This window comes from Streptomyces sp. CB09001, from assembly GCF_003369795.1.
Lineage (GTDB): Bacteria > Actinomycetota > Actinomycetes > Streptomycetales > Streptomycetaceae > Streptomyces.
The window spans coordinates 4,183,098-4,201,448 of sequence record NZ_CP026730.1; the positions used below are offsets into that span (position 1 = coordinate 4,183,098).

Annotated in this window: 18 protein-coding genes; 12 read left to right on the forward strand and 6 right to left on the reverse strand. The window is 72.5% G+C overall.

Translation table 11 applies throughout. The annotated features are described in order from the left end of the window. Positions 1-10 precede the first annotated feature (10 nt). From hemL to ccsB, 7 genes are all read left to right on the forward strand, one after another. Positions 11-1,327, forward strand: coding sequence for a glutamate-1-semialdehyde 2,1-aminomutase (gene hemL, locus C4J65_RS19485; protein WP_115743556.1), 1,317 nt, complete (start codon positions 11-13; stop codon positions 1,325-1,327). After that, positions 1,324-2,031 (forward strand): histidine phosphatase family protein, encoded by a 708-nt coding sequence (locus tag C4J65_RS19490; RefSeq protein WP_115743557.1) that lies wholly within the window; start codon positions 1,324-1,326, stop codon positions 2,029-2,031. Before hemL ends, C4J65_RS19490 begins: the two co-directional genes overlap by 4 nt. Before the next feature lie 165 nt (positions 2,032-2,196). Continuing rightward, positions 2,197-3,507 carry a hypothetical protein gene (locus tag C4J65_RS19495; RefSeq protein WP_115746536.1) on the forward strand — a complete coding sequence of 437 codons (1,311 nt, stop codon included), beginning with the start codon at positions 2,197-2,199 and terminating at the stop codon, positions 3,505-3,507. A 66-nt stretch (positions 3,508-3,573) separates the two neighbouring features. Continuing rightward, the gene (locus C4J65_RS19500; RefSeq protein WP_115743558.1) at positions 3,574-4,275 is read left to right on the forward strand and encodes a TlpA disulfide reductase family protein; all 702 of its coding nucleotides are present in this window, start codon (positions 3,574-3,576) and stop codon (positions 4,273-4,275) included. Position 4,276: 1 nt separating this feature from the next. Next, the gene (locus C4J65_RS19505; RefSeq protein ID WP_162833251.1) at positions 4,277-5,047 is read left to right on the forward strand and encodes a cytochrome c biogenesis protein CcdA; all 771 of its coding nucleotides are present in this window, start codon (positions 4,277-4,279) and stop codon (positions 5,045-5,047) included. Positions 5,048-5,050: 3 nt separating this feature from the next. Continuing rightward, entirely contained in the window at positions 5,051-6,814 is a 1,764-nt protein-coding gene (locus tag C4J65_RS19510; RefSeq protein ID WP_115743559.1) for a cytochrome c biogenesis protein ResB, read from the forward strand. Beyond that, positions 6,811-7,953, forward strand: coding sequence for a c-type cytochrome biogenesis protein CcsB (gene ccsB / locus C4J65_RS19515; protein ID WP_115743560.1), 1,143 nt, complete (start codon positions 6,811-6,813; stop codon positions 7,951-7,953). The genes C4J65_RS19510 and ccsB overlap by 4 nt, the downstream gene beginning before the upstream one ends. 133 nt (positions 7,954-8,086) lie before the next feature. Here the strand turns inward: ccsB and C4J65_RS19520 are convergent, their stop codons facing one another. Together C4J65_RS19520 and C4J65_RS19525 are read right to left on the reverse strand one after the other, a co-directional pair. Next, a complete protein-coding gene (locus C4J65_RS19520) occupies positions 8,087-9,508 on the reverse strand; it encodes a condensation domain-containing protein (protein WP_115743561.1) in 1,422 nt (473 codons plus the stop codon). 168 nt (positions 9,509-9,676) lie between these two features. Further along, positions 9,677-10,441, reverse strand: coding sequence for a MerR family transcriptional regulator (locus tag C4J65_RS19525; protein ID WP_115743562.1), 765 nt, complete (start codon positions 10,439-10,441; stop codon positions 9,677-9,679). A gap of 42 nt (positions 10,442-10,483) precedes the next feature. Here C4J65_RS19525 and C4J65_RS19530 point away from each other — a divergent pair, with 42 nt between their 5' ends. Beyond that, entirely contained in the window at positions 10,484-11,086 is a 603-nt protein-coding gene (locus C4J65_RS19530) for a class I SAM-dependent methyltransferase (protein ID WP_162833252.1), read from the forward strand. Positions 11,087-11,154: 68 nt separating this feature from the next. Here the strand turns inward: C4J65_RS19530 and C4J65_RS19535 are convergent, their stop codons facing one another. After that, entirely contained in the window at positions 11,155-12,048 is an 894-nt protein-coding gene (locus C4J65_RS19535; protein WP_115743564.1) for an alpha/beta fold hydrolase, read from the reverse strand. A gap of 181 nt (positions 12,049-12,229) precedes the next feature. After that, positions 12,230-12,832: a TetR/AcrR family transcriptional regulator gene (locus C4J65_RS19540; protein WP_115743565.1), complete on the reverse strand. Its 603-nt coding sequence runs from the start codon at positions 12,830-12,832 to the stop codon at positions 12,230-12,232. Positions 12,833-13,032: 200 nt separating this feature from the next. Between C4J65_RS19540 and C4J65_RS19545 the strand changes: the two genes are divergently transcribed. After that, complete coding sequence (locus C4J65_RS19545; RefSeq protein WP_115743566.1) at positions 13,033-14,868, forward strand: serine/threonine-protein kinase; 1,836 nt, start codon at positions 13,033-13,035, stop codon at positions 14,866-14,868. On the opposite strand, the gene C4J65_RS19550 is transcribed toward C4J65_RS19545, so the two are convergent. Next, entirely contained in the window at positions 14,865-15,746 is an 882-nt protein-coding gene (locus C4J65_RS19550; RefSeq protein WP_240330462.1) for a LysR substrate-binding domain-containing protein, read from the reverse strand. The genes C4J65_RS19545 and C4J65_RS19550 overlap by 4 nt on opposite strands. Positions 15,747-15,826: 80 nt before the next feature. Between C4J65_RS19550 and C4J65_RS19555 the strand changes: the two genes are divergently transcribed. Together C4J65_RS19555 and C4J65_RS19560 are read left to right on the forward strand one after the other, a co-directional pair. After that, on the forward strand, positions 15,827-16,390 hold the full coding sequence (locus C4J65_RS19555; protein ID WP_240330463.1) for a cupin domain-containing protein: 564 nt from the start codon (positions 15,827-15,829) through the stop codon (positions 16,388-16,390). Next, on the forward strand, positions 16,387-16,749 hold the full coding sequence (locus C4J65_RS19560; protein ID WP_115743568.1) for a DoxX family protein: 363 nt from the start codon (positions 16,387-16,389) through the stop codon (positions 16,747-16,749). Before C4J65_RS19555 ends, C4J65_RS19560 begins: the two co-directional genes overlap by 4 nt. Before the next feature lie 63 nt (positions 16,750-16,812). Here the strand turns inward: C4J65_RS19560 and C4J65_RS19565 are convergent, their stop codons facing one another. Beyond that, positions 16,813-17,817 carry a YafY family protein gene (locus C4J65_RS19565; protein WP_115743569.1) on the reverse strand — a complete coding sequence of 335 codons (1,005 nt, stop codon included), beginning with the start codon at positions 17,815-17,817 and terminating at the stop codon, positions 16,813-16,815. A gap of 102 nt (positions 17,818-17,919) precedes the next feature. On the opposite strand from C4J65_RS19565, the gene C4J65_RS19570 reads away from it, so the two are divergent. Then, complete coding sequence (locus C4J65_RS19570) at positions 17,920-18,327, forward strand: VOC family protein (RefSeq protein ID WP_115743570.1); 408 nt, start codon at positions 17,920-17,922, stop codon at positions 18,325-18,327. The last annotated feature ends 24 nt before the right edge of the window (positions 18,328-18,351 follow it).

The following is an 18,351-nucleotide window of genomic DNA, read 5'->3' on the forward strand; positions in this document are numbered from 1 at the left end:
GTCGCAGGTCATGAGCGAACTGGCATATCCATACGAAGCACCGGCCTCGCAGGCTCTGTTCGACCGCGCCGCGGCCGTCACGCCCGGCGGTGTGAACTCCCCGGTGCGCGCCTTCCGCGCCGTCGGCGGCACGCCCCGGTTCATGGTGTCCGGCACCGGGCCGTATCTGACCGACGCCGACGGGCGTGAGTACGTCGACCTCGTCTGCTCCTGGGGGCCGATGATCCTCGGGCACGCGCACCCCGAGGTGATCGCCGCCGTGCAGGAGGCGGTGGCGCGCGGGACGTCCTTCGGTACGCCCGCCGAGGGCGAGGTCGCACTCGCCGAGGCGATGGTCGAGCGGGTCGCGCCGCTGGAGGAGGTCCGGCTCGTGTCCAGCGGGACCGAGGCGACCATGTCCGCCATCCGGCTGGCGCGCGGGTTCACGCGGCGCACCAAGGTGATCAAGTTCGCCGGGTGCTACCACGGTCACGTCGACTCGCTGCTCGCCGCCGCGGGCTCCGGCGTCGCCACCTTCGCGCTGCCCGACACCCCCGGAGTCACCGGCGCCCAGGCGAGCGACACGATCGTCCTGCCGTACAACGACCTCGACGCCGTGCACGCCGCCTTCGCCGCCCACCCCGGCGAGATCGCCTGCGTGATCACGGAGGCCTCGCCCGGCAACATGGGCGTCGTGCCGCCGCTGCCCGGGTTCAACCAGGGGCTCAAGGACGCCTGCGCCGCGGACGGTGCGCTGTTCGTGTCCGACGAGGTCATGACCGGGTTCCGGACCAGCCGCGCCGGGTGGTACGGGGTGGAGGGGGTCGTTCCCGACCTGATGACCTTCGGCAAGGTGATGGGGGGCGGGTTCCCCGCCGCCGCGTTCGGCGGGCGCGCCGACGTGATGGCGCACCTCGCGCCGGCCGGGCCCGTCTACCAGGCCGGCACCCTCTCCGGGAACCCGGTCGCCACCGCCGCCGGACTCGCCCAGCTGCGGCTCCTCGACGACGCGGCGTACGGGACCGTCGACGCCGTGTCCGCGCAGATCCAGTCGCTCGTGACCGAGGCGCTCACCAAGGAGGGCGTCGCGCACACGCTCCAGAACGCCTCCAACATGTTCTCGGTGTTCTTCACCGACCGGCCGGTCGTCAACTACGAGGGCGCGAAGGCGCAGGAGTCCTTCCGGTTCACCGCCTTCTTCCACTCCCTCCTCTCGAACGGCGTCTACCTGCCGCCGTCCTCCTTCGAGTCCTGGTTCGTGTCCACCGCCCACGACGAGCGGGCCGTCCAGCGCATCGCCGACGCCCTCCCGGCGGCGGCCCGCGCGGCCGCGGAGGCGACGGCATGAGCAACGAGAAACACGGGAACCACGAGAACGACGCGGAGCTGACCGTCGTCCACGTCATGCGGCACGGCGAGGTCGAGAACCCCACCGGTGTCCTGTACGGGCGGCTTCCCGGCTACCACCTCTCCGAGCTGGGCCGGCGCATGGCCGAGCGGGTCGCGGAGCACCTCGCGCCCCGCGACGTGACGTACGTCGTGGCCTCCCCGCTGGAGCGGGCGCAGGAGACGGCGACGCCGATCGCCAAGACGCACGGGCTCGACCTCGACACCGACACACGGCTCATCGAGGCCGCCAACGTCTTCCAGGGCAAGACCTTCGGCATCGGCGACGGCGCGCTGCGCCGGCCCGCCAACTGGAAGCACGTGGTCAACCCGTTCAAGCCGTCCTGGGGCGAGCCGTACGTCGACCAGGTCGTGCGGATGAAGGGCGCGATCGACGCCGCGCGGGACCGGGCGCGCGGGCACGAGGCCGTGGTCGTCAGCCACCAGCTGCCGATCTGGATCCTGCGGTCGTACGTCGAGCGGCGGCGGCTGTGGCACGACCCGCGCAAGCGGCAGTGCACGCTGGCGTCCCTGACGACGTTCACCTACCGGGGCGACCGGATCGTCTCCGTCGGCTACACCGAGCCCGCCCGCGACCTGGTCCCGGCCCACCTCCTCGCGGGAGCCAAGCCGGTGAAGGGGCAGGGGAAGGCGTACGGGGCCTGACGTTCGCCCCGGCCCCCCGGGGCCCTGCTCGCGGCCCCCGGGCCCCGGCCCCTTTCTGTGGGTCCGCTGTCCGTTGTTACCCAACCCGCACAAATTTGCGGAACCCGCTCGTTCGTCGCGTCCTCTCACCCAGTGACCACCAAGGACGCGACGAACGAGGTTGCGATGCGCATTTCCAACCGCACTCTCACCCGCAGGGGGATGCTCGGACTCGGCGCGGGGGCCGCGGCGGCGGTCGGGCTCGCGGGCTGCGGCACCGGTTCCCACCCCTCGTCGGACGGCTCGCACCAGGCCGGCGGCTCCGGCGGCGCCGGGAAACCGTCGCCCTCCGGCAGCAGCAAGGCCCCGGCGAAGCCCATCGGCGACGGCTCCACGTCGTACACCGGCAAGCAGCCGCACCAGCCGGACGCCCCCGTGCCGCTGGAACCCGGCCAGACGCCGCCGCAGTTCGTCGTCTTCTCCTGGGACGGCGCGGGCGAGGTCGGCAACGGGCTCTTCCCCCGCTTCCTGGACCTGGCCAAGGAGCACGGCGCGCACATGACGTTCTTCCTCTCGGGCCTGTACCTGCTGCCCGAGTCGAAGAAGCGCCTCTACGACCCGCCGAACAACCCGCGCGGCGCCTCCGACATCGGCTACCTCACCGACGAGCACATCAAGGCGACGCTCACCAACGTCCGCCGGGCCTGGCTGGACGGGCACGAGATCGGCACCCACTTCAACGGCCACTTCTGCGGGGGCGGCGGCAGCGTCGGCAACTGGACGCCCGCGCAGTGGCGCAGCGAGATCGACCAGGCGAAGTCCTTCGTCAAGGAGTGGCGGACCAACAGCGGCTGGACCGACCTGCCGTCCCTGCCCTTCGACTACGACAAGGAACTCGTCGGCGGCCGCACGCCCTGTCTGCTCGGCCAGGACAAGCTGCTGCCCACCGCCCGTGAGCTGGGCTGGCGCTACGACGCCTCCTCGCCCGGCGGCCGCCAGGTGTGGCCGGTGAAGAAGGACGGGATCTGGGACCTGCCGCTGCAGCAGATACCGTTCCCCGGCCACTCCTTCGAGGTCCTCTCGATGGACTACAACATCCTCGCCAACCAGTCGGTCAACTCGACCAAGGCCCCGGCGCACAACTACCCGGGCTGGCGCGAGCAGGCCACGAAGGCGTACATATCCGGCTTCAAGCGGGCCTACGAGACGAACCGGGCACCCTTCTTCGTCGGCAACCACTTCGAGGAGTGGAACGGCGGCATCTACATGGACGCCGTGGAGAACGCCCTCAAGCACATCGCGCGGCAGAACGAGAAGGGCGGGGACATCCGGCTGGTCTCCTTCCGCCAGTTCGCCGACTGGCTGGACGTGCAGAAGCCCGAGGTGCTCGCCAAGCTGCGGACCGTCGAGGTGGGGCAGCAGCCGGCCGGTGGCTGGAACGCCTTCCTCAAGGACACCTCCTCCCAGGGCTCGACACCGGGCGGGAACGCCGCCTGAAATGCGGGTTCCCGGCCGCGAGGGGGGTGCGCAAGATCCTCGGAACGGACATGCGAAACTTTTCACATGAGTGCCGCCAGCCGCGCCCCCCTGCGCTCGAACCGCTCGAACCGCTCGAACCGCACCACCGAGCGCACCGTCGAGCGCTCCACCGACCGCACCACCGACGCCCGCGCCCGCGTCCGTAGCCGGGCCGCCCGGGCCGCCGTCGGCGCGGCCGCCGCGGCGCTCCTGGTGTCCGCGTGCAGCTCCGGCGGCACCTCGGGCGGCGGCGGCCAGACCGGCTTCATCACCGGCTCCGACGGCATCGCCACCGCGAAGAAGGGCGAGCGCGCCGACGCCCCCGAGCTGTCCGGCGAGACCGTCGACGGGGGACAGGTCGACGTCGCCGACTACCAGGGCAAGGTCGTCGTCCTCAACGTCTGGGGCTCGTGGTGCCCGCCCTGCCGCGCCGAGGCCAAGAACTTCGAGAAGGTCTACCAGGACGTCAAGGACCAGGGCGTCCAGTTCGTCGGCATCAACACCCGCGACACCTCCACCGGCCCGGCCCGCGCCTTCGAGAAGGACTACGGCGTCACCTACCCGAGCCTGTACGACCCGGCCGGGCGGCTGATGCTCCGCTTCGAGAAGGGCACCCTCAACCCGCAGGCCGTCCCCTCCACGCTCATCATCGACCGGGAGGGCAAGGTCGCCGCGCGCACCCTCCAGGCGCTCAGCGAGGAGAAGCTGCGCAAGATGCTCGCCCCGTACCTCCAGCCGGAGAAGTGACGTGTCCGCAGTGACCACCCTCGCCGCCGAGGGCTACAACGGCACGGTGCTGAACGGCGCCCTGCTCGTGGCCCTCCCCATCGCGCTGCTCGGCGGCCTGGTCTCCTTCTTCTCGCCCTGCGTCCTGCCGCTCGTCCCCGGCTACCTCTCCTACGTGACCGGCGTCACCGGCACGGACCTCGGCGAGGCCCGGCGCGGCCGGATGGTCGCCGGAGCCTCCCTCTTCGTCCTCGGCTTCACCGCCGTCTTCGTCTCCAGCGGGGCGCTCTTCGGCTACTTCGGCTCCACGCTCCAGGAGGAGCGCGGCACCCTGACCAAGGTGCTCGGCGTGCTCATGATCCTCATGGGCGTCTTCTTCGTCGGCCTCATGCCCTGGTTCACCCAGCGCGAGTTCCGCTTCCACAAGCGCCCCGTGACCGGCCTGGTCGGCGCGCCGCTGCTGGGCGCGCTGTTCGGCATCGGCTGGACGCCCTGCATCGGTCCGACCCTCGCGTCCGTCCTCGCGCTCTCCGCCGACCAGGGCACCGCGGGCCGCGGCGCCATACTGACCGTCGCGTACTGCGTCGGCCTGGGCGTGCCCTTCGTGCTCGCCGCGGTCGCCTTCCGCAAGGCGCTCGGCGCCTTCGGCTGGATCAAGCGCCACTATGTCTGGGTGATGCGGATCGGCGGCGTCATGATGATCGCGACCGGCGTGCTGCTGCTGACCGGCGCGTGGGACAGCATCGTGCAGGACATGCAGACCTGGTCCAACGGCTTCACTGTAGGGATCTGACCGATGAGCAACACCACCACGGGCAAGACCCCGGCGACCGACGAGGAACAGGACCTCGGCGCCGCCGGCTCCCAGCTGTCCACCGCCCCCAAGGAGGAGGCCCCGAACCTCCCCTCGCTCGGCGTGATCGGCTGGGCCCGCTGGTTCTGGCGCCAGCTCACCTCGATGCGCGTCGCGCTGCTCCTGCTCCTGCTGCTGTCCCTGGGCGCGATCCCCGGGTCGCTGATCCCGCAGGACGGCGTCGACGCCATGAAGGTCCAGGAGTTCCGCGACAACCACGACCTCCTGGCGCCGGTCTACGACAAGCTCGGCCTCTTCCACGTCTACAGCTCGGTGTGGTTCTCCGCGATCTACATCCTGCTGTTCGTCTCCCTCATCGGCTGCATCGTCCCGCGCACCTGGCAGTTCGTCGGCCAGCTCCGCGGCCGCCCGCCGCGCGCCCCCCGGCGCCTGGACCGGCTGCCCGCCTACACCACCTGGCGCACCGGGGCCGAGCCCGAGGAGGTCCGCGAGGCCGCCCTGAAGCTGCTGAAGAAGCGCCGCTTCCGCGCGGACGCGGACGTCGCCGGTGACGCCGTCACGGCTGAGAAGGGCTACCTGCGGGAGGTCGGCAACCTCGCCTTCCACATCGCGCTGATCGTGATGCTGATCGCCTTCGCCTGGGGCCAGCTGTTCAAGTACGAGGGCAACAAGCTGATCCTGGAGGGCGACGGCTTCTCCAACACGCTCACCCAGTACGACGACTTCAAGTCCGGGAACCTCTTCGACGCGGCCCACGACCTGGCCCCCTTCAGCTTCACCCTGAAGGACTTCCACGGCACCTACGAGGCGACCGGCCCCAACCGCGGCACCCCGCGCGTCTACGAGGCCAAGGTCACCTACAGCGAGGGTGCCCACGGCGCCGAGAAGTCGAAGACCATCGAGGTCAACAAGCCGCTGGACATCGACGGCTCCAAGGTCTACCTGGTCAGCCACGGCTACGCCCCCATCCTCACCGTCAAGGACGCCAAGGGCGACGTCGTGATGGACAAGCAGGCGGTGGCCCTGCTGCCGCTGGACGCCAACGTCACCTCCTCCGGCGCCGTCAAGGTCATGGACGGCTACCGCAACGCCAAGGGCGAGAAGGAGCAGCTCGGCTTCAACGCGTTCTTCCTGCCGACGTACGGCGGCAAGGGCAGCACGATGCTCTCCAGCTTCCCGGCGCTGATCAACCCGATGCTCGCGCTCTCCGCCTACCACGGGGACCTCGGCGTCGACGCGGGCATCCCGCAGAGCATCTACCAGCTCGACAAGACCAACCTGGAGGAGTTCAAGGGCTCCGACGGCAAGCTGTTCAAGCAGCAGCTCAAGGTCGGCGACACCATGACCCTTCCGAACGGCGCCGGCTCGGTCACCTTCAACGGCGTCCAGGAGTGGGCCGGCTTCCAGGTCACGCAGCAGCCCGGCAGCGGCTGGGCCCTCGGCGGTGCCGTCGTCGCCATCCTCGGCCTGGCCGGCTCCCTGTTCATCCAGCGCCGCCGGGTCTGGGTGCGGGCCGTGCGCGGCGCCGACGGCGTCACCGTCGTGGAGATGGCCGGCCTCGGCCGCAGCGAGTCCGCGAAGGTCCCCGAGGAACTGGGCGCCCTCGCCGGAACCCTGTACGACCAGGCACCCGACGCACCCGACGCACCCGACGCACCCGACGGGTCCGAGAACGACGACACCCCCGACTCCCTCGATTCCCCCGACACCCACGTCGCACCTGCCGAAGGGGCTGAGAAGAAGTGAATCTCGCCGCCGCAACCGAGTTGGCCGCCGCGACCAACGAGAATCTCGCGAACGTCAGCAACACGCTGATCTACTCCTCGATGGCCGTGTACACGCTGGCCTTCTTCGCGTACATCGCCGAGTGGCTCTTCGGCAGCCGCAGCAAGGTCGGCCGCACCGCCGCCGCGCTCACCGCCGCCCCGGCCGGGGCCAAGGCGAACGCCGGGTCCGGTCCGGCGGTCACCGTGAAGAAGGCCGGCGGCACCGCCGTCCTGGAGCGCCCCGAGGTCGTCGTACGGACCGCGTCCGGCACCCGCGACGTGCCCGACGGCCCCGGCGCGCACGGCGGCACCGAGAAGGGCGACCTGTACGGGCGGGTCGCCATCTCGCTCACGGTGCTCGCCTTCGCCATCGAGGCGGGCGGCGTCCTCACCCGCGCCCTGTCGGTGGAGCGGGCGCCGTGGGGCAACATGTACGAGTTCAACATCACGTTCACGACGGTCGCCGTCGGCGTGTACCTCGCGCTGCTCGCCCTGAGGAAGAACATCCGCTGGCTCGGCCTGCCCCTGACCACCACGGTCCTGCTCGACCTCGGTCTCGCCGTCACGGTCCTCTACACCGCCAGCGACCAGCTCGTCCCGGCCCTGCACTCGTACTGGCTGTACATCCACGTCTCCACGGCGATCTTCTGCGGCGCGGTCTTCTACGTCGGCGCGGTCTCCACGATCCTGTACCTCTTCAAGGACAGCTTCGAGAGCAAGCTCGCCTCCGGCGGCACGCCCGGCCGCTTCGCCGGCTCGGTCCTGGACCGGCTGCCCGCCGCCGCCTCCCTCGACAAGTTCGCCTACCGCGTCAACGCCGCCGTGTTCCCGCTGTGGACGTTCACGATCATCGCGGGCGCGATCTGGGCGGGCGACGCCTGGGGCCGCTACTGGGGCTGGGACCCCAAGGAGACCTGGTCCTTCATCACCTGGGTCGCCTACGCCTGCTACCTGCACGCCCGCGCCACCGCCGGCTGGAAGGGCCGCAAGGCCGCCTACCTGGCCCTGATCGCCTTCGGCTGCTGGCTGTTCAACTACTACGGCGTCAACATCTTCGTCTCCGGCAAGCACTCCTACGCGGACGTGGGCCTGGGCGCCCTCCAGTCCGTCGGCTTCTGAGCAAGGCACGCCGAAAGGCCGGTTCCCGTGACCCAGGTCACCGGGACCGGCCTTTCGCGTGTGCCGTCCGAGGAACCGCGGGGGTCGTACTTCGACGGCGGCGACGGGCGCCCGCACGCGGGCGGCGTTTCCCTCACCGAGCGGCGGGCGGTGGCCCGAAGCCCCCGCGGGCGACGCCGGTGACGACGTCCCGCAGCCGCTCCACGTACAGCCGCAGGTGCTTGTGGGCGACGTCGGTGTCCGGGTAGCGGCTCGCGAACCACAGGCCCTCCGGGAGCCGGGTCACCCAGGCGCACACCTGGTCGCCGTACGAGACCCGCAGCAGCGCGTACGCCGTCCGGTCCGGCCAGCTGTCGGCGCCGGGGACGCCACGGGCGTCGACGTACGACACGATGGAGTACAGGTCGGGCGAGGTCGGCCGGAAGTCCGTGCCGAGCAGGCGCAGCACGCGGTCGATCGGCATACGGGACAGCCGCCGGTTGGCCTGGAGTTCGGCGCGGACGGTGCCGAGGGCGGAGGGGAAGTCGTGGGCCCGGTCCACCGGGACCTCGATCGGCGCGCCGCCGACGTACCAGCCGACGGAGTCCGCCCACTGGGACCGCGACCGGGTGTGGAAGGGCACGACCGTGCGGTAGACGGGCTCGCCGCCGATCTCGTGGACGATCAGCGCGGTCGCGGCCAGCACGCCGACCAGGCTGCCGCCGTAGGGACGGCAGTACGCCTCGAACGCGGCGGCGTCCGCCGCGTCCACCAACGGCTCGCGCAGCAGCCGCTGTTCCGGCAGCGGGCCGCCGGCCCTGACGCCGAGGTCGACGGGGAAGGACGGCAGCCGCCCGTCGCAGCGCCGGATGAACTCCCGCCAGCGGGCGACGATGTCGTGGCCGCCGTCGATCCGGTCCGCGTCCGCCCGCTCCGCCTCGCAGAAGTCGACGTAGGAGCCCACCCGGGGGTGCGGCACGGTCCGCCCCGCGACTCCTGCGGCGTACAGCTCGCCGACCTCGGCGGGGATGCGGTAGATGGAGTAGGCGTCGACGTTGCTGTGGTCGAAGGCCATGTAGACGCTGACGCCGTCGTCGCGGACGACCGCGGTGTAGATGAGGTTGGGCCAGCGCAGCGCGTCCGCGACCCGGTCGAACCGGTCCTGGAGGTGCCGGGCCAGCCCCGCCGCGTCCGGAAAGTCGCCGACGTCCTCGCGGTGCAGCGCCACGGCGTCCGCGTCCAGCGTGAACCGGCGCATCGTGTCCCCGCGCTCGCCGCTCCACCGGAAGCCGCTGCGCAGCGTCTCGTGCCGCAGCGTCCAGGCGCGCAACGCCTCCTGGAGCACGTCGAGATCGACCGGCCCCGGGATGTCGAAGGCCGCCCCGAGCCAGGTCGGCACGAACAGGCCGTCCTCGCGCACCGACCGGGCCGTCCGGATGTGCGACTCCTGGATGTACGCGGGCGGTCGCGCGTCCTCGGGCAGCGCCGCCGCGATGTCGAGCGTCGCGGGACTGAGCGTCCACTCGACGAGGCGCCCGGGCCGGATCTCGCAGCGCTGGATGTCGGTCATTCGCACGAGGAGGTCTCCGTTCGCAGATGTACAGACCCGACCAAGGGAATGCCGTCCGCGCGGCCGCGCACCTGCCGTGTCGACACTGTTCAACGGAACGGATGGCCTCTCGAACGCCGATACGCCCCCACGGTCCGTGTGCCCTTCACTCTTTCCCCCTGCACCCTTCACCCATCACTCCAGGTAGGTGTGCAGGGCACCGGCCCCCGCCAGCATCGCCCGCGTGCGCGCGGTGAGGGCCTGTCCGCGGGCCTCGACCGCCGCCCGCAGCGCCGCACCGCTCCCCGCGCGCCGCAGGTCCTCCAGCACGGGCCGGATCTGCTCGAAGAGGTGGTGACTGCGGCGCAGGGTGCGCACCACCCGCGCGTCCCGCACGTCGGCGGGCCCGTACACGCGGTACCCGGTGCCGTGTTCCCGCTGGGGCACGAGCAGTCCCGCCGCCTCCCACACCCGGAGCGCGGAGGTCCGTACGCCGACCAGCGCGGCCACCTCGCCGATGTGCAGCCCGTGTGGTTCGTGCGGTCCGTGCGGTCCGTTCGGTCTGTGCGGTCCGTCGTCGGTGCGGCCCCGTGCCGCGGCGGCCTTCGGACCGGCCGGTTCGGCCAGCGCGTCCAGCGCCTCGCCCGCGGCCCGCAGCGCGACCCGCTCCTCGTGCAGCGCGGCGTGCGCGGCGTCCACCAGCGCGAGGGCACCGGCCACGTCCCCGGCGTGCACCGCCCGCATGACCCGCGTCGCCGTCACCGCCCCGTACCCCGGCTGCAACGCCCGGTACGTCAGCAGCGCCTCCCGGTGCCGCTCCCCGAACACCCGGTACCCGGCGTCGGTGCGACCGGCCGGGGGGAGGACACCGGCGTCCTCGTAATTGCGGATCTGCTGCGTCGACAGCCCGGCCGCCCGGGCCAGATCGACGGTGCGCAGACGACGCTCGCGGTTGCTCACCGGGCGCAGCCTATGCGGGACCGGGCGGCGATAATGCCGGGCATGTCGCTTCAGGGGACGGACGCTCACCACGCCGCCGACGGCACCCTCCCGGCGCTGGTCCGCCGGGCCGTGGCGGCCGCCCGGGCGCACGGCTTCGCCCACTCGTGCCGCCCCGAACAGGGCCGCCTGCTCCACCTGCTGGCCGCGGGAGCGACACACGGCATCGCCGAGACGGGCACGGGCTGCGGGGTGGGCCTGGCCTGGCTGGCCTCCGGCGCCCGCCCGGGCGTCGGGCTGGTCAGCGTCGAACGCGACGCGGAGCGGGCCCGGGTGGCCAGGCAGGTCTTCCACGACCGCCCGGAGGTCGAGATCCTGCACGGAGACTGGCGGCGCGTCGAGGAACACGGCCCGTACGACCTGCTGGTGCTGGACGGCGGAGGCCAGGCGAAGGGCGACGGCGCCGCCGACCCGGCCCGCCTGCTGACCCCCGGCGGCACGCTGGTGGTCGACGACTTCACCCCGGCCGCCACCTGGCCGCCCCTCTTCGACGGCGCCCCCGACCACCCCCGTCTCCACTGGCTGGAGCATCCGGCCCTGCACACCGCCGAACTCCGCCTGGCCCCGGACCTCGCCGCACTCGTCGGGACCCGGCTTCGGGACTGACGGGAAGAGGCCCTGGGCCGTGGCGGGGGAAGCCACGGCCCAGGGCCGGTCTGTGGGGGCAGCGGTTGCTACTCGGCGTCGGCGACGCTTGCGGTGACGCTCTGGACGGCCTTGAGGGCGAGGTCCGGGCGGTCGGTGTGGATGTAGTGGCCGCTGCCCTTGGCGGTGGTGAGCTTCGCTGCGGTGGAGAGCTGCTGCCACTCCTGCTGGCCCTTGGCCCACATCTTCTCCAGGGCGGGGCCGTACTCCGGGACCGCGGCGTACTGGGACTCGTGCTTGAGGATCTCGACGGGGATGTCCCCGGCGGAGTGGACCGGGCCGTCGGCGATCAGGAACTGCTCGGGGTTCTGGCCCTCGTTGGCCGCGATCGCGCCGTCCCGGACCTGGGTCGCGCCGCCGGTTGCGTCGGCGGGGATGGTGCGCTTCATGTCGCGGGTGAGGTGGGGGACGGTGGCGTCGAGGAGGACCAGGCCCTTGACGCGGTCGGGGTGGTCGGGGGTGTAGCGGGCGGCGATGTAGCCGCCCAGGGAGTGGCCGGCCAGGACGACGGGCCGGTCGCCGGCGAGGTGGTCGAGGAGCTTGGTGAGCAGGACGCTGGTGTCGTTGACGGTCTGGAGGGTGCCGGGAGCGGGCTTGTCGCTCTTGCCCTCGCCCAGGCGGTCGTAGGAGCAGACCCGGTCCGTCTTGCTCAGGGACTTCTGCAGCCCGGCCATGTTGTCCAGGCCCTCACCGCCGCCCGCCAGCAGCACCACCAGCGGCTGGTCCGCGTCCGAGTGGCCGGAGCAGGAGACGTTGACCGCGTGGCCGTCGACGTCGATCTTCTTCGTGCCGGTGAAGGAGGGGCCCGCGTCCTTGGAGTCGGAGTCGTTCTTGCCGTACTCCTCGTTCAGGACGAGTCCCGCGCCGGCCACGGCGCAGACGACGGCGATCGCGGCGATCGCCTTGGCGAAGGTGCGGAACATGGGGGGCCTCCAGCAGACAAGGGTGGGGTACGGGCGCGGTGTTGGGGGGCTTTCTCGGTCGGCCTGTTGTGCTCGGCGACTGATGAAAACTCTATGGATCCACCGGCCCCGGATCGTCACCCCGCGGTGGACACCTGCCCGTAGCTCCGTCGGGGGACAGCCCCGCCGCCCCGCGCGGCCCCTATGCCCCGTCCGCGCTGACCGACCGCCAGATCCGCTCCGGCAGGATGCGCGCGGCCTCGTCCAGGTCGACGTCCCGGACCCCGGACAGGCGGCGCCGGGCGACGGCCACGACCGGGCCCAGAACCAGGGTTTCCAGCAACGGCATGGGCAGCGGGGCGATTTCGCCGGCGTCGATGCGGGGCTGGATCCACCCGGCCATCGCCGAGACGGCCGGCTGCTGCGCGTCCCGCATCTCCCGGCCCCGCGCCATCAGGCGCCGGTCGGCGCTCGGGGAGTGTACGAGGAGCGCCGCGCCGGGGTGGTCGCGGACGAAGGCCAGATAGGCCCCGACGACGGCCCGGATTCCCTCGCGGGCGGTCTCGGTACTGGTCAGCGCGGTGACCAGCTGTTCGAGGAGCCGTCCGGTCCAGCGCTCGGTGAGTGCGGTGAGCAGGCCGTCGAGGCTGCCGAAGTGGTGGTACAGGCTGCCGAGGCTGACCCCGCTGGTGCGGGTGACGGCGGTGACGGTGACGCCCTGTTCGCCCGACTCCGTGTAGAGGCGGAGCGCGGCGTCCAGGAGGAGGTCGGAGGTGACCTCGCCGCGGTGCTGTTTGGGGCTCATGGGCAGGCGCTCTCGTCAGGGTCTTCGCACGGTGGTTCTCACTACTGTTTCTAGAACAATTTTCTAGAAGCTTCTTCCAATCCTAGGCCTCTCTGACTCAGACTGTCCCCTGCGGGACGCGCGAGTCCGCCCGGACTTCGGAGGGGAGCGGGCGGGCCGCGGGTCCCCGTTGGTCGGAACAACGGGGAGACGGGGCTGACGTGTTGGAGCTGGACGGCAGCGGGGCGGAGCCGCTGGGGGACGGGGACCCGCGGTGGATCGGGCCGATCCCGCTGATCGGACGCCTCGGCGCCGGCGGCATGGGCCGCGTGTATCTCGGCGTCCACGAGGGCCGGTACGCGGCCGTCAAGCAGGTGCTGCCCTCCGTCGCCGCCGAGGACAAGGGCTTCCTGCGCCGCTTCGGGCACGAGCTGGACAACCTAGCCCGGCTGCCCGAGGGAGTGACCGCGCCCCTGCTGGCGGGGGACCGCGAGGCAGGCCCGCCGTGGTTCGCCACCGCGTACGTGCCGGGCATCACCCTGTCCCAGGCGCTGGCCACCCACGGCGGGCCGCTGCCCGCCCGGGCGCTGTGGCTCATCCTGCGGGAAGCCGCGAAGGCGCTGGTGGCGGTGCATGCGCTGGAGATGGTGCACCGGGATCTGAAGCCGTCGAACCTGATGCTGACGGTGGAGGGCCTGACGGTCATCGACTTCGGGGTGGCCCGGGCCGCCGACCAGAGCCAGTTGACGTCGGTGGACAAGGTCGTGGGGACGCCGGCCTACATGTCGCCGGAGCAGGCGTCGGGCAGCCGGACGCCCAGTGGGGCGGTCGACGTCTTCGCGCTGGGCGGGGTGCTGGCGTACGCGGCGTCGGGGCACGCGCCGTTCGGGGACGATTCGGCGTTGCCGGTGCTGCACCGCATCCTGACGGCGGAGCCCGACCTCGGGCCTCTCAAGGACCTGGACCCCGAACTCGCCGATGTCGTCGCGTCCTGCCTGGACAAGGACTACGAGGGCCGTCCGACCGCCGCCGAACTGCTCGGGACGGCCGAGCGGCACGGGCCGTACGAGCCGCCGCCGTGGCCGCGGGCCGTGGCCGAGGTGCTGGCCGAACGAGCCGCGTTCGTCGAGCAGTTACCCCGAGCGGCGGACCTGCCCGCTCCGGAGCCCCTGGCGACGGACGCGAGGAGCGACGAGTCCGGGCGGCGTGGGAACCGGCGCCGGACCCGGATCCTCGTCGGCGTCGTCCCGATCGTGCTGGCGACGGGAGCGACCCTCGCCATCCAGCTCCTGCCCTACGCCGCCCACGACAAGGCGGAGGCGGGCACCGCGCCGTCCCCGTCCGTCTCCGCGGCCCTTGACCCGACGGCCTCGGCCCCGGCCTCGGCGTCGGCGCAGGACCGGCCGACCCCGAGTCCGTCGCCGTCGGACAACAGGGCCGGCAAGGACGCCGAGGACGGGAAGGACGGCCGCGACGGCAAGGACGGCGCGAGCGGCGAAGGCCCGGGGGAGGGCGACGGCGGCGGGGGAGCGGAACGGGCGGCCGGCACCGGCACGGGTGCCGGTGACGCAGGCTCGGGCAGTGGCTCGGGCAGCGATTCCGGTGATGCTCAAGACTCGTCCGGTTCCGGCGGATCGTCCGGGGCGGGTGGCTCGTCGTCCGGTGACGGATCCGGAGACACCGACACGCCCTCCTCGGGCACGTTCGCCCTGAAGAACGGCGAGAACGGCAAGTGCCTCACCCAGGTTTACGGCGCCGCCGACGACGGCTCCTGCGGCAGCTCGACCGCGACCTGGAGCTTCCGGAGCGCGGCGGACGGCGCGGTCAAGGTCGTCAACACGTCCACGGGTGCCTGTCTGGGCGCGAACATGATGGGCCAGGCCGTCTCCACCGTCGACTGCGGCTCCTTCGGCAACGCCCACCTGTGGCGTCCCGGCTCCGGGGGCAGCCTGACGAATGTCTTCAACGACGGCTGCCTCGACCTGGCCTTCGGCGGCGGGGTCTCCTCGCAGCCCTGCCGGTCGGGAACGGCCTCGCAACGCTGGACGCGGACCTAGGGAGCGTCGTACACCGCGACCGCGAGCCGGACGAACGAGCGGATCAGCGGGTTCGGGTCGGTCCGGGGCCAGGCCACCACCACGGGGCTCGGCGGCAGACCCGTCAGCGGGACCACGGTGAGCCCCTCCGCGGGCAGGTGGTCGGCGAGGGTCATGCCGACCGTGCCGTTCCACAGCACGACCTGCTGACACTCCCGTACGGTGCGCACCACCGGCCCGGGCCGCGGCTCGCCGCCGTTCCAGTACGCCTGCCACAGCGGGTCGGTGCCCTCCGGGAAGCGGAACCAGCGGCGGTCGGCCAGCTCGGCCGGTGTCAGGCTCGCCCGGCCGGCCAGCGGATCGTCGGCGCGCAGCAGGGCACCCACCGGGTCGGCGCGCAACGCCCGCGTGGTCAGGCCGGTCGGATCGAAGGGGCCGCGGGTGAGGGCCACGTCGACCAAACCGGCGTGCAGCCCGCAGGTGGGGTCGGTCAGGTCGGTCTCGCGGACGGTGACCTCGACGTGCGGGTGGCGCCGGCGGTAGGCGTCCGCCAGCCGGACCACGTCCGGGTCGGTGCTGTCGCCGAGGATGCCGACGGTGAGGGTCGCGGCACCGGCCGCGGCCGCCACGCGGGCGGGTATGCGTTCGGCCCGGTCGAGCAGGGCGCGCGCCTCGTCGAGCAGCACCGCACCGGCCCCGGTGAGGGTGACGCCCGCGGAGGTGCGGTGGAACAGAGTGGCGCCGAGTTCCGTCTCCAGCGCCCTGATCGCCCGGCTCAGCGGCGGCTGGCTCATGTGCAGCCGGACGGCCGCCCGGCCGAAGTGGAGTTCCTCGGCGACCGCCACGAAGTAGCGCAGCGTCCGCAGGTCAAGCCGGTCCATCCGGTTCACCCGGTCCATCCTGCGACGATACCCGCGCGGTATCGAGGGTGCGGAACGGGTCTTGGACGCTGCCGGTGCCCCGGCGGTGGAATCGAGGCATGAGCGACGAACCGCGGAACAGCGAGAACAGCGAAACCAACGAGAGCACCGAGAACACCGAGGCGGTCGCGGACCCCGCCGTGTCGGTGGTCGGCCCGGGAGACGGCGAGACGATCCTCCTCGGCACCACCCGCATGCGCGTCCTGGAGGACGGCAGCCACACGGGCCACCGCCTCGGCATGGCCGAGTCCGTACTCGCCCCGTACACCCCCGGGCCGCCCCAGCACCGCCACGCCCGGCACGACGAGGGCTTCTACGTCATCTCCGGCACGGTGCGGTTCACGGTGGGGGACGAGGACATCGACGCGACGGCGGGCACCCTCGTGATGGTCCCGCCCGGCGCGCCGCACACCTTCGCCAACGCCACCGGCGAACCGGCCCGCATGCTCAGCACGTTCACCCCCGACCTGTACGTCCAGTACTTCCGCGACCTGGAGGAGCTGTACGCCGGCGGCCGCACCCCGACTCGGGAGGAGAGCCTCGGGACGATGAGCCGCTACGCGACCGAGCCCGCCACCGACTTCGCCCCCCTGTACGCGCCGGCCCGGGGGACCGGGTCGTGAACGTCGCGTACTGGATCGTCGCCGGTCTCCTCGCCGCCTTCTACCTCTACGGGGGCGCGGTGAAGGTGGTGCGCGGCCGGGACGCGCTGCGGCCGATGATGGCCTGGGTGGACAGCGTGCCGATGCCCGCCGTCCGCGCCATCGGCGTGGTCGAGCTGCTCGGCGCGGCCGGGCTGGTCCTCCCGCCGCTGACCGGCGTCGCGCCCGGGCTGGCCCTGGCCGCGGCGGCCGGGTTCGTGGTCCTGCAGATCGGCGCCACCGGGGTCCACCTGCGTCTCGGGGACCGGCAGGTCGCCCTCAACCTCAGTCTCCTGCTCACCGCCGCAATCACCGCCTGGCTCGCCACGACCCGGCTGTGACCCGCCGTCCGCCGTCCACCCTCCGCCGTCGGTCGTCCGCCGTCCGCCGTCGGTCGTCCGCCGTCAGTCGCGCGGTGGCGGAGTGCCCCGGGCCGCGTCCATGAGACGGCTCGCGAGGTCCGCGACGAGACCGCGCAGCTCGTCCGGCCGCTCGATGACGAACGGGCGGTCCAGCGACGCGAGAAGGCCCGGCAGCCAGTCGAGGCGTTCGGCCCGGATCTCGACCCGGCACCATCTCTCGTCGTCGTCGCCGCCCTCGCCCTCGCCGTCCGCATCGGCGACGACGGCCACGCTGCCCGGCAGCAGGGCGCGGATCTCCTCGGCCGTCCCCCGGACCCGCACCGTCACCTCGTGCCGGTAGGGCGCGGTGGCCAGCGCCGTCAGCACGCGCTCCGCCGGACCGGGCCCCGGCGGCGGTTCGAAGGTGCCGGGCAGGACCCGCGCGCCGTCGATGCGGTCCAGGCGGAACGTCCGCTCCGCCCCGACCAAGAGGTCCCGGCCCGTCACGTACCACCGCCCTGCGTGCGCGACGAGCCCGTACGGGTACACGGTGCGTTCGCCGCTCCCACCGCGCCCGCCGGTGTAGCGGATCGCCAGCGGACGGTGATGGCGCACCGCGTCGGCGACCGGGAGCAGGACGGCGGCCTCCGGGGCGGCGGACCCGGCCGGCGCGGTCGTGAACGTGAGCGAGTCGAGCACCGCGTCCAGGCGGTGGCGCAGCCGCTCCGGCAGCACCCGCCGGACCTTCGCCGCCGCCGTCTCGCCCGCCGTGCCCGCCGCCGCCGTGACCCCCGTCCGCCGGCCGGCGACCAGACCCAGCAGTACGGCCAGCGCCTCGTCGTCGGTCAGCATCAGCGGGGGCATGCGGTGGCCGGGGGCCAGCCGGTAGCCGCCGTAGCGGCCGCGTACCGACTCCACGGGGACGTCGAGGTCGACGAGGTGGTCGACGTACCGGCGCACCGTGCGCTCGCCGACGCCGAGCCGCTCGGCCAGTTCGGCCACGGACCGCACACCGCCCGCCTGGAGCAGTTCGAGCAGGGTCAGCACACGGGAGACGGGACGCGACATGCCCCAAGTCTGCCGCCGATACTGGCCGGATTGTGACCGGTATTGCTCCTAGCGTGAGGTCGTAGGCACTGATCGACCCCCAGGAGGCACCCCGTGCGACCCGTGAATCTCGTCTCGCTCCGCGTCATCACCGACGACGTCGCCCGTCTCGTCGGCTTCTACGAGCGCGCCACCGGCCTGCGCGCGACCTGGGCCACCGAGGACTTCGCGGAACTGCGCACCCCGTCCGGGACGCTCGCGATCGGCAGTACCCGCACCGTGCCGCTCTTCGCCCCCGGCTCCGCCCACCCCGCCGACAACCGCAGCGTGATCATCGAGTTCCTCGTCGACGACGTGGACGCCGTGCACCGGAACCTCACCGGCCTAGTGAGCGAGTTCGTCAAGGAACCCACCACCATGCCCTGGGGCAACCGCGCGCTCCTCTTCCGCGACCCCGACGGCAACCTGGTCAACTTCTTCACCCCGGTCACCCCGGCCGCCGTCGAGAAGTTCGCCGACGCCGCCCGCTGACGGCCCCCCTATGCTGGACCCGCC

Excerpts from the sequence above, each read along its gene's own strand:
- C4J65_RS19550 (WP_240330462.1), bottom strand. The coding sequence starts at position 15,746 with ATGGACCGGGTGAACCGGATGGACCGGCTTGACCTGCGGACGCTGCGC.
- C4J65_RS19510 (WP_115743559.1), top strand. The coding sequence starts at position 5,051 with ATGAGCAACACCACCACGGGCAAGACCCCGGCGACCGACGAGGAACAG.
- hemL (WP_115743556.1), top strand. The coding sequence starts at position 11 with ATGAGCGAACTGGCATATCCATACGAAGCACCGGCCTCGCAGGCTCTG.
- C4J65_RS19490 (WP_115743557.1), top strand. The coding sequence starts at position 1,324 with ATGAGCAACGAGAAACACGGGAACCACGAGAACGACGCGGAGCTGACC.
- C4J65_RS19540 (WP_115743565.1), bottom strand. The coding sequence starts at position 12,832 with ATGAGCCCCAAACAGCACCGCGGCGAGGTCACCTCCGACCTCCTCCTG.
- C4J65_RS19500 (WP_115743558.1), top strand. The coding sequence starts at position 3,574 with ATGAGTGCCGCCAGCCGCGCCCCCCTGCGCTCGAACCGCTCGAACCGC.
- C4J65_RS19555 (WP_240330463.1), top strand. The coding sequence starts at position 15,827 with ATGAGCGACGAACCGCGGAACAGCGAGAACAGCGAAACCAACGAGAGC.
- C4J65_RS19530 (WP_162833252.1), top strand. The coding sequence starts at position 10,484 with ATGTCGCTTCAGGGGACGGACGCTCACCACGCCGCCGACGGCACCCTC.
- C4J65_RS19565 (WP_115743569.1), bottom strand. The coding sequence starts at position 17,817 with ATGTCGCGTCCCGTCTCCCGTGTGCTGACCCTGCTCGAACTGCTCCAG.
- C4J65_RS19495 (WP_115746536.1), top strand. The coding sequence starts at position 2,197 with ATGCGCATTTCCAACCGCACTCTCACCCGCAGGGGGATGCTCGGACTC.
- C4J65_RS19535 (WP_115743564.1), bottom strand. The coding sequence starts at position 12,048 with ATGTTCCGCACCTTCGCCAAGGCGATCGCCGCGATCGCCGTCGTCTGC.